The organism is Vibrio sp. MMH1-50, assembly GCF_022347645.1.
Lineage (GTDB): Bacteria > Pseudomonadota > Gammaproteobacteria > Enterobacterales > Vibrionaceae > Vibrio > Vibrio harveyi.
In genome coordinates this window covers 1-5,981 of sequence record NZ_JAKRGG010000070.1, presented here as the reverse complement: position 1 = coordinate 5,981, position 5,981 = coordinate 1, and the positions used below count along the sequence as shown (strand labels likewise).

6 protein-coding genes and 1 pseudogene are annotated in these 5,981 nt (G+C 35.3%); 2 read left to right on the top strand and 5 right to left on the bottom strand.

All coding sequences use genetic code 11. The features are described 5' to 3' along the window. Positions 1-516: GNAT family N-acetyltransferase (locus MHO32_RS25055; protein WP_239214851.1), on the bottom strand; the 516-nt coding region annotated here is incomplete at its 3' end. 231 nt (positions 517-747) lie between these two features. Between MHO32_RS25055 and MHO32_RS25050 the strand changes: the two genes are divergently transcribed. Next, positions 748-2,034, top strand: a complete 1,287-nt coding sequence (locus MHO32_RS25050; protein WP_239214847.1) for an AAA family ATPase — start codon at positions 748-750, stop codon at positions 2,032-2,034. Then, a complete protein-coding gene (locus MHO32_RS25045) occupies positions 2,034-2,939 on the top strand; it encodes a DUF4435 domain-containing protein (RefSeq protein ID WP_239214844.1) in 906 nt (301 codons plus the stop codon). Before MHO32_RS25050 ends, MHO32_RS25045 begins: the two co-directional genes overlap by 1 nt. Positions 2,940-3,086: 147 nt before the next feature. Here MHO32_RS25045 and MHO32_RS25040 read toward each other — a convergent pair whose 3' ends face one another. The 4 genes and pseudogenes from MHO32_RS25040 to MHO32_RS25015 form a co-directional block, all read right to left on the bottom strand. Beyond that, positions 3,087-3,665 (bottom strand): hypothetical protein, encoded by a 579-nt coding sequence (locus MHO32_RS25040; RefSeq protein WP_032479501.1) that lies wholly within the window; start codon positions 3,663-3,665, stop codon positions 3,087-3,089. Positions 3,666-3,667: 2 nt separating this feature from the next. Further along, positions 3,668-5,002 (bottom strand): nucleotide-binding domain-containing protein, encoded by a 1,335-nt coding sequence (locus MHO32_RS25035; RefSeq protein ID WP_239214841.1) that lies wholly within the window; start codon positions 5,000-5,002, stop codon positions 3,668-3,670. Positions 5,003-5,190: 188 nt separating this feature from the next. Then, positions 5,191-5,712 carry a GNAT family N-acetyltransferase gene (locus tag MHO32_RS25025; RefSeq protein WP_239214838.1) on the bottom strand — a complete coding sequence of 174 codons (522 nt, stop codon included), beginning with the start codon at positions 5,710-5,712 and terminating at the stop codon, positions 5,191-5,193. Positions 5,713-5,860: 148 nt separating this feature from the next. Beyond that, a pseudogene (locus MHO32_RS25015) lies at positions 5,861-5,981 on the bottom strand (GNAT family N-acetyltransferase); the annotation flags it as partial.

Genomic DNA, 5,981 nt, shown 5'->3' with positions numbered 1-5,981 from the left:
CATATAACCTAGCCAATCAAAATGTCCAACACCCCACTGCTTATCTCTGAGTGGTTTCACATACAGTTCATCAAGATGCTCTACAGCAACTCCAAAGTTAGTGTGCTCGTGAAGCCTTAACCAAGACTGCATGCACTGAACTTGGTAAAAGCCGTTTGTAGAGTAGAAATCATGTAACTCAGATATAAGGATTATGAAATCCACATCTTTAGTTTCAGCAAATGCCGATAATTCTGACAACATAAAAGATCCAATGCCTTGCCCTCGATAACGTTCGTCAACACAAAAGTCGATTACGCCCAGAACCTTATGTATTTCCCCGCCGACACTAACAACGCGATAATCCAGTCCAAGATAGCCAACCAGCTGTTCACCTTGAAAATGAAGAGCACGCATATGAGGCAACTGCTTAAAGTAAGAACGACTTACTTGGCTATCTGGAAAAGCTTGATTTCTTAGTGCTTCGATTGCCTTATGATGCAATTCTGAAACATCTATTTCTTGTACGATTTCCATATCGTTTCCTCGAAAAGGGCTAACGCCGCATTAAGGTGTGAACAACGCGACCACGAAACTCAACCATACCACCGTAAACACTGAGCTCAGCGATAGAATGAAAAATGCCAAGCGTTGAGAATCACTCTTAAATGCTTTGTTATAAGCCATTATTAAGAGGTGCGTCTTACTCAATTAAGTGCGTATATGATACACTAGGGACATGAGCATAAACATAAACATAGGTTTGAAATGAAAATTAAGTCATTAACCGTAAAAAAATTATTTGGTATATTTGACCACGAAATTATATTCAAAGATAACATTACAATACTAATAGGTGAAAACGGATTAGGAAAGACTGTAATATTAGAAATGCTTAATAATATATTTAAGCGCAGATTTCACGAGGTTGCTTCTGTATCATTTGACAAATTTAATATTACCTTTGAAAACAACACCTCATGGTCATTCCGAGTACAAAAAAATCAACTTCAAGTTAGAGATTTAACAAAGTCCTCTAATCCATGGAAAAACCTTACCTCAACACACAGTAAGTTCCACGCTTATAAGAATAAAGTAAAGAATTTAGACCATTACTATCCTAAAGGTTTTGAAAAACACTTTAGAAGAGTTAATATTCAAACTGAAGATTTTTATGAAGATATCTTTTTCCATGAAGTATGGGAAAGAGAAATGAAAAAATCGAAATCCAACCCTATATGGTTTGATAATATAATTGACAAAATTGAAATCAACTTGATTGAAACACAAAGAATCTTAACAAGTTACGATGATAATGAAAAATATCGTTCAACAATATCTGACTGTGCTGAAAACCTTAAAGACAGATTAAAAATATACGCTTCAGAATCACAAAAAATAACAGCAGAACTCGATAGCTCATTTCCAAATAGAATAATAACCACGATAGATTCCAATGTTCCTTTAAGCTATGAAGAAATTAACAAAGAATTATATGAGATTAATGAGAAAAGGAAAGAATTAACCAATTTAGGATTATTAACAAAATTAAACATAGAAGAAATTATAAACTTAAAACGAAATGATGATTCTATTCTTAGATTTATTAACCTTTACATACAAGATAGTAAGAAAAAATTAGCACCTTACTCGGAAATATTTGACAAGTTATCCCTATTCATTAATATCGCAAACTCAAGACTAAAACACAAGAAAATATTATCTTGTTTAGATAATGGATTTAAAATACAGTCAACCGTCCTATTTGATGAAGAGGGAAACCCTATCGAATTCCCTTTTAACAAGTTATCGTCTGGTGAGCAGCATGAAATAATATTATTCTATAAATTAATATTCTTATACAAAGATCAATCTTTAGTACTTTTAGATGAGCCTGAACTATCACTACATATATCTTGGCAGAACAACTTCATTAATGACATTAAAAATATCATTAATGAAAATGGACTAACTGTATTAATAGCAACTCATTCTCCAGATATAATCGGAGAGCATTGGTCATTAACACAAGAATTAATCGGAGTTGAAGTTTAATGTCAACTCTGGCTAATAATATTACACCTGACCGTATTGTTAATGCAATAATGATGGATAGGAAATTTAATGGATATAACTTATTAGTTGAAGGAGCAAAAGATCAAAAACTATATGGTAAGTTCATATCGAAAGATGCAACCAGAATAATCTCTACAGATGGTAAATACAAAATGCGCTCTGCTTGGGAAAAGCTTGACGAGAGAGGCATCACTAATAAATTCGCCATACGAGATGCTGATTTCATTCGAGTTAGAGATAAATATATTAGTGATTATGATAAAGATATTTTCTTAACTGATAGACATGACTCTGAATGCATGATTATTGATAGTCCTTGTTTCGACATTTTCCTTGAAACCATACTTACCGAAGAACAGCATGGAAAAGTTAAACAAGCATATCCTGATTTGAAAAGCATACTAGAAGAACAAATATACAACCTTGGGTGTTTAAAGCTAGCAAATAAAATTGATTCACTAGGTTTGGTTTTCAAGCCAAAACAATCAAGCGGTAAAAACATAGATTTCACTAAATTCATAGACACAAAGTCTATGTTGTTTAAATCAAACAAGGATTTAATCAACGCCGTTATAAACTATTCAATCAATAAAGTAGAAAAGGGAACAATAAAGTCACTTGATGATATCGAGACGTCATTGAATAAAGTTATTGATTTAGAACTTCCCTTATCTGAGATTGTTCATGGGCATGACTTCGCCGAATTAATTTATATTTTACTTAGGAAGAAGTTTAAATTTAATTTAAACTTAATAAACAATTCTGATAATGTAGAAACACTTCTTACTATGTCTTATGACACGAAATTTTTTGAACAAACAAATTTATACTTAGAACTGAAGAGATTTTCTGACGAGCGCTCGATACAAATATTTTCATTCTAAGCACCTTTCTAAGCCTCTGCTAAAAATAGGCGGAGGCTTATAACGCCGCATTAAGGTGTGAGCGACGCTTGGCTATACTTGAGCGAAGCGAAACTGCCAAGCGTTGGGAATCACTCTTAAATGCTTTGTTAAATGGCACATATACGGCTATTCAACTTTTGTAAATTCAACTATCCCGGCTGTATTTTTGCCATTTTGCCAGCAACGATTTGTCCAAAATACGCCTTTCATTTTCATAGTTGGGACATCGGTAACATGCAGCCTAGCCGCACCTTCGTAAAAAATTGTATCGGTTTCAGAAGGAGTATCATTTACCCCTTTAAACATGTATTCGAGCTCAAAACCGTCATCTTCAGTTCTAATTACTTTACAGTAGTTAGCGTAACTTCTACCTATTGTTGTTTGACCTTTCATTTTTATCGAAAAGAAATCTGCTTCAATTGTAACTGGAAACTCAACAACTGTTCCTCCATTAAAATTAGATTGAATCCTTCCAGTCCATTTGCCGTTAAAGTCAGGACAAAAATTATTCTTAAAGTAGTCGATATATACATACTTCCACAGGTATTTACCAACAATCCATGACAATATGGTTATTGCTGTAATTGTATAAGATATTGACCTTAGCATTGGCTGCTCAAGATATTGGTTAAAAGCCAAATACAAGATGATAGCAATTGCTGTAGGCAATCCATACTTTAACTTTGATGGTAATAAGTCCCACATAATTAGCGTCTCCCACCCTTAAATACTCTTTTTCTTCTCAATGTTGTGGCAGGCTTAACTTCTACATTAATGGTTTGAATGCCAATTACCGAACCATTATAAGTAATCATACATTCCATCGTATGAGCACCTGTGTACGTAGTATCTCTCTTATGACTCTCGTTTGTTCGACCTGACACTTTATGACCGATATCATTAGCGTCAGTTGCCTGCTTACCAACGTTCCTAACAGTCCAGTGCGCATCGGCAAATGAATTAAAATCACTATGGTTACAAATCGTGAATGTCAGCGAATCACCTTTTTTCACAGTTACGCTATTAGTAACTATAGTTTCTACGTGTTTTCCATTTTTATCATATCGGCAGATAGAAATTTCAGGAACTGTTGTAACTGCAGGAAGATTTATACTACCAGAAGATGGATCAAGCTCGACTTGAGGGAAATAATGTTGAAATAGATTGGAAAATTCGACAGATCGTTCCAATTCAGTTGAATCGGAGCAATTTAAACAAACCTTCTTTAAATGGTCTAATTTTTGATGCGCAAACGCTTCAGCATCTTCTGGCATTGTTAAAATATTATTTCCATTAAGTGGATTACTAACGATGAAAGTAGACTCCAACTCTTCACATATACTTAAAACTGTATGTATAAAGCTGTCATCTTCATTCTCATACTTTTGCATATGTTGAGCTACAAGCACATTTATAGCCAACGATGGAATTTTTTTGAACTCTGTACCTTGCCATTTAACATTTACCCACGCTTTGAAATAACGTACCAATCGCTTCATCAACGCTCGGTCACCACTATTTGTATAGTAATTCGTAAGCCATTCTTGAATTGCTCTAGGATCGCTATCAATCCACCCTTTATCTGTAGCAAGCTTTGTTTCAAGATCAGATTTATAATAAATAGGTGTATCGAGAGTTAAAAATGACGAAAATGTAAGACCTTCACACGCATTCTTTGATTTTTGTAGTTTAGCCTCGTCATTTATCTGACAATAAGATTCTAATGCATCCTTTAATGTAGCCTTAACATCTTGAGCATCAATCTCCTCCTCCTCCGCGTCAAATAGTAGGTAAACTCCAATATCAATATCATAAGAGGAATACTTATCTACAGGCTTAATTAACGTGCTACTTTTATAAGAGCCTTGCAACCAAAACTCTACTTTGCATTCAAATGCAGCACTGAGCTCTGCTTTCAAAAATTCAATTACTTCATCTTTCTTATTTATGCCTTTCGACAATACGATATCTGAAAGTTTAGTTCGTTGATGAAGGGTTTCTATACTTTCATCTATACTGTAAAACAACTGACTACAATTCATCACTAATTATCCTTTATGAGACTAACAGCCTACGTACTTTTCGACTGTGCCAATTTAACGCCCTGTTAAGGTGTGAGCAACGCAATACCTAAGCCGCCGCATACCACCTTAATCACTAAAATCAACGCATACTGAAAATGCCACGCGTTGCGAATCACTCTTGAACAGTTTGTTAGCCCTGTGGTTGACTAGTACATATAACCTAGCCAATCAAAATGTCCAGCACCCCACAGTTTACCTCTGAGTGGTTTCACATACAGCTCATCAATATGCTCTACAGCAACACCATAGTTACTGTGCTCATGGAGCCTTAACCATGACTGCATGCACTGTACTTTGTAGAAACCATTTGAAGCGTAGAAATCGTGCAATTCTGATATAAGGATTATGAAATCTACATCTTTAGTTTCAGCAAATGCCGATAATTCTGACAACATTAAAGAGCCAATACCTTGACCTCGATAACGCTCATCAACACAAAAGTCGATTACACCCAGAACCTTATGTATTTCTTCACCGACGCTAACGACTCGATAGTCTAGTCCAAGATAACCAACCAACTGCTCACCTTGAAAATGAAGAGCACGCATATGAGGTAACTGCTTAAAGTAAGAACGACTGACTTGGCTGTCTGGAAATGCTTGGTTTCTTAATGCTTCGATTGCCTTATGATGCAATTCTGAAACATCTATTTCTTGTACGATTTCCATATCACTTCCTCGAAAAGGGCTAACGCCCTGTTAAGGTGTGAGCAACGCAATACCAAAGCTCCCGCATACCACCTTAAACACTAAACGCAACGCATAGTGAAAATGCCACGCGTTGCGAATCACTCTTAAACAGTTTGTTATGTGCGTACTAAACCTTGTCACTGTTAGAAGAATTGAAAGAAAACATACGAACTTCGTCGCGAGGAAACCAACCTAATTTTTCGTAGAAAGACTGCGCATTAATGTTTTCATTTGCGACGAATAGATGC

Excerpts from the sequence above, each read along its gene's own strand:
- MHO32_RS25040 (WP_032479501.1), bottom strand. The coding sequence starts at position 3,665 with ATGTGGGACTTATTACCATCAAAGTTAAAGTATGGATTGCCTACAGCA.
- MHO32_RS25025 (WP_239214838.1), bottom strand. The coding sequence starts at position 5,712 with ATGGAAATCGTACAAGAAATAGATGTTTCAGAATTGCATCATAAGGCA.
- MHO32_RS25035 (WP_239214841.1), bottom strand. The coding sequence starts at position 5,002 with ATGAATTGTAGTCAGTTGTTTTACAGTATAGATGAAAGTATAGAAACC.
- MHO32_RS25050 (WP_239214847.1), top strand. The coding sequence starts at position 748 with ATGAAAATTAAGTCATTAACCGTAAAAAAATTATTTGGTATATTTGAC.
- MHO32_RS25045 (WP_239214844.1), top strand. The coding sequence starts at position 2,034 with ATGTCAACTCTGGCTAATAATATTACACCTGACCGTATTGTTAATGCA.